The sequence below is a fragment of the Trichlorobacter sp. genome (assembly GCF_030247655.1).
Taxonomy (GTDB): domain Bacteria; phylum Desulfobacterota; class Desulfuromonadia; order Geobacterales; family Pseudopelobacteraceae; genus Trichlorobacter.
The window spans coordinates 1-3,424 of sequence record NZ_JAOTRZ010000273.1; the positions used below are offsets into that span (position 1 = coordinate 1).

Consider the following 3,424-nt stretch of genomic DNA (forward strand, 5'->3'; position numbering starts at 1 on the left):
CCCCAACAGGAATTCCTTAAGGTTGATACCAGCAATATTCTCTTCATCTGCGGCGGTGCTTTTGCCGGACTGGATGGTGTCATCCAGCAGCGGATCGGTAAAAAGACGCTGGGCTTTGGTGCGGATGTCAAGAAAAAGCTGGAAAAAAAGGCCGGTGAGTTGTTGTTACAGGTAACGCCGGAAGATTTGCTTAAATATGGGTATATTCCTGAGTTTATCGGCAGATTACCGATGCTTGCCAGCTTGACCGAACTGGATGAAGATGCTTTGGTACAGATACTGACAGAACCGAAAAATGCCCTCACCAAACAGTATATGAAGCTGTTTGATATGGAAGGTGTCCGGCTGCGTTTCACTGATGGCGCCCTGGTGAGCATTGCCAAGGAAGCATTAAAACGCAACACCGGTGCACGTGGTCTTCGAGCCATTCTTGAAGGATCAATGCTGGATGTAATGTACGAGATTCCTTCACAGAATACAGTGCGTGAAGTTGTTATCAGTGAGGATGTAATTTACCACAAAGAGCGGCCTTTATTGGTCTATGATCAGTCAGTAAGCTCTGCAGTCGCATAAATGCTGAAAAAAGTGCTTGACAGTTTTGAAAAGCATTGATAAAAACTTCTTCTCTTTGATTCTTCCCTAACCAATCTCTTATGGAGGTGTAACGTGACAAAAGCTGAACTGATTACCGCCGTTGCTGAAAAAGCTGGTCTGAAAAAAGTAGAGGCTGAAAAAGCTGTTGCTGCATTTGTCTCCGCTGTGACTGGCTGCCTCAAGCAGGGCGATAAGCTCAGCCTGGTTGGCTTTGGTACCTTCAGCACCAGCAAGCGCGCTGCTCGTAAAGGTCAGAACCCACAGACCGGCAAGAAGATTAACATTGCTGCTGCTACTGTGCCTAAGTTCAAGCCTGGCAAAACCTTGAAGGAAGCTGTAAACGGTAAGTAAGAAGTCTGCATCACCACGTTATACCTGATACAAATTCGGGGTTGTAGCTCAGTTGGTTAGAGTGCCGGCCTGTCACGCCGGAGGTCGCGGGTTCGAGCCCCGTCAACCCCGCCATTTTAAAAAGTAGATTTGGGTGAATAGCTCAGCTGGGAGAGCGCCAGCCTTACAAGCTGGATGTCGGGGGTTCGATCCCCTCTTCACCCACCATAACTATTAAAAGGAAAAGGCAACTTTTCCTTTTTTTATCAAACTGGTTTTAAAAGTATTTATTTACAATTTGGGGTTGTAGCTCAGTTGGTTAGAGTGCCGGCCTGTCACGCCGGAGGTCGCGGGTTCGAGCCCCGTCAACCCCGCCATTAGTTTTAAGAGGGTGCTCTCCAGGCACCCTCTTTCTTTTTGTAATGATACGAGGTAATTTATCAACATGAGCAAGGCCTTTGTTGTCATACCGACCTACAACGAACAGGATAACCTGCAACGCCTGATAGAGCAGGTATTGCAACAGGATGCATCCCTGCAGGTCCTGGTTGTTGATGACAACTCTCCCGATGGTACGGGGCAGCTTGCTGATGAACTTGCCAGTACAAATGATCGTATCAATGTACTGCATCGCCCAGGTAAATTGGGACTTGGGTCCGCCTACCGAGATGGGTTTCGGCGCGCTATGCAGCTGGGAGCTGATCTGTTAATTGAGATGGATGCTGATTTTTCCCATGACCCCTCAATCTTACCGATTTTTCTTGAACAGATTAAGGATCATGACCTGGTAATCGGGTCGCGTTATTTAAACGGAATCAGTGTGGTTAACTGGCCTTTACGAAGGCTCATGCTTAGTTATGGTGCCAACTGGTATACCCGCTTGGTCACTGGTCTGACAATTATGGATTGTACCAGTGGTTTTAAGTGTTTTCGTCGTAGCCTGATTGAGTTAATTGATCTTGATCGTGTAAAATCAGACGGCTACTCATTTCAGATCGAGATGCATTTCAGGTCTGCAGAACTTGGAGCCAGAATATGTGAAGTACCGATAATCTTTATTGATCGTCGTGTAGGACAATCAAAGATGTCAAAACGGATTGTAAGAGAAGCGGTACTGATGGTTTGGAAACTGAAGCTGAGTAGTCTGTTGAGACACAGGAGGTAACATGTCCAAGGAACTCTGGTCTGTAATTGCCGTTACCTTCTTTTGGTGCTGGGTAGCCAGCAGCCTGCTATTCATATTCAAGGCATTTCCCCGTTTAGGAGTATTTCAATCCAGACCAGCACTAATCTGGGGGGGGACGTCAGTTGTATCTGCTGGTTTATGGATGATAGCCCTGCGCTTGGCCTGATGACGTACTTACCGTACTTCAAACTTTTCAGTTTTCCCATTCACTTCCATCTGTGCTATTACAATCTGAACATCCCTTTACTCACTGGTGACCATGATGATTCAGTTCCATAACGTTTTTTTGTCCTATCAAAGAGACGCTTCAGCGTTGCAAAACATCAATTTCAACGTAGCCAAAGGTGAGTTTGTTTTTTTAACCGGTCCGTCTGGTGCTGGTAAAACATCACTTTTAAGGCTTGTGTATGGCGCCCTGACGCCATCACGCGGTCAGGTACTCATTGATGGGCAGAATGTCAGCCGCTTAACCTCGTCTCAGCTGCCCTTTTTGCGGCGTGCGATCGGGGTGGTATTCCAGGATTTCAAACTACTCCAGAACAGGACTGTCTTTGAGAATGTTGCCATCACCCTTGAGGTACAGGGGGGCGGGAGCAAGGCTGACATTAGTAAACGGGTAATGCATATCCTGCGTCAAATGGGAATGGAGAATAAAATCAGCCTGACACCTCAACGTCTTTCCGGTGGCGAACAGCAACGGGTTGCTCTTGCCAGGGCACTGGTTAATGAACCTAAAATCCTGCTGGCTGATGAGCCAACTGGCAATCTTGATGATGCAAACAAGATGCAGATTATGAATATCTTTAAAGAGGCTAACGTCAGAGGAACCACCGTGGTTGTTGCCACCCATGATCGACGACTGATTGAACATGCCCACTATCGGATCATACGACTGCAAAATGGTGAACTTGCAGACAACGGGGAGGTACGCAATGAAGAAATTCACTAACAAGCGTCCTGCCATGACTGCACCGGGTGCCCAAGGACGACTGCGTTATTTTATGGGGAGGGCCTTAACCAATATTCGTCAGAATGTTTTTGTAAACGTGGTGACGGTAGGTACCATCACTTTAGCACTGCTGATAGTCTCTTTGTTTTTACTATTGTTTGTAAACCTTGAAAACGCAGCGGATAACTGGAGTGAAAAAGTTCAGGTTACTGTTTATTTTGACAAGGAGCTTACCCCACAGGAACAGAGTGATCTTAAAAACAGAATTCAGGCCCTCCCTGCCACGTCAAAAGCGACCTAGGGCGGGCGTGAGGAGGCGTTAAAGCGCTTCAAAGGACGGTTAAAAGGTCAAGAGGCTCTGCTTG

General features: G+C 46.9%; 5 protein-coding genes and 3 tRNA genes. All 8 read left to right on the plus strand.

The genetic code is table 11. The features are described from left to right. The coding region (locus tag OEL57_RS15440; protein WP_300741691.1) for an AAA family ATPase at positions 1-573 on the plus strand (573 nt) is incomplete at its 5' end. Between the two features lie 93 nt (positions 574-666). Then, the gene (locus tag OEL57_RS15445) at positions 667-945 is read left to right on the plus strand and encodes an HU family DNA-binding protein (RefSeq protein WP_078790688.1); all 279 of its coding nucleotides are present in this window, start codon (positions 667-669) and stop codon (positions 943-945) included. A gap of 37 nt (positions 946-982) precedes the next feature. Further along, positions 983-1,059: transfer RNA gene (locus OEL57_RS15450), tRNA-Asp, on the plus strand. Between the two features lie 17 nt (positions 1,060-1,076). Continuing rightward, positions 1,077-1,152: transfer RNA gene (locus OEL57_RS15455), tRNA-Val, on the plus strand. Positions 1,153-1,224: 72 nt separating this feature from the next. Further along, a tRNA-Asp gene (locus OEL57_RS15460) sits at positions 1,225-1,301 on the plus strand. Between the two features lie 68 nt (positions 1,302-1,369). Beyond that, positions 1,370-2,089: a polyprenol monophosphomannose synthase gene (locus tag OEL57_RS15465; RefSeq protein ID WP_300741694.1), complete on the plus strand. Its 720-nt coding sequence runs from the start codon at positions 1,370-1,372 to the stop codon at positions 2,087-2,089. A 283-nt stretch (positions 2,090-2,372) separates the two neighbouring features. Further along, positions 2,373-3,059, plus strand: a complete 687-nt coding sequence (ftsE, locus tag OEL57_RS15470) for a cell division ATP-binding protein FtsE (RefSeq protein WP_300741697.1) — start codon at positions 2,373-2,375, stop codon at positions 3,057-3,059. Continuing rightward, on the plus strand, positions 3,043-3,360 hold the full coding sequence (locus tag OEL57_RS15475) for a hypothetical protein (RefSeq protein WP_300741695.1): 318 nt from the start codon (positions 3,043-3,045) through the stop codon (positions 3,358-3,360). The genes ftsE and OEL57_RS15475 overlap by 17 nt, the downstream gene beginning before the upstream one ends. Positions 3,361-3,424 lie beyond the last annotated feature (64 nt).

Excerpts from the sequence above, each read along its gene's own strand:
- OEL57_RS15465 (WP_300741694.1), top strand. The coding sequence starts at position 1,370 with ATGAGCAAGGCCTTTGTTGTCATACCGACCTACAACGAACAGGATAAC.
- OEL57_RS15475 (WP_300741695.1), top strand. The coding sequence starts at position 3,043 with ATGAAGAAATTCACTAACAAGCGTCCTGCCATGACTGCACCGGGTGCC.
- ftsE (WP_300741697.1), top strand. The coding sequence starts at position 2,373 with ATGATTCAGTTCCATAACGTTTTTTTGTCCTATCAAAGAGACGCTTCA.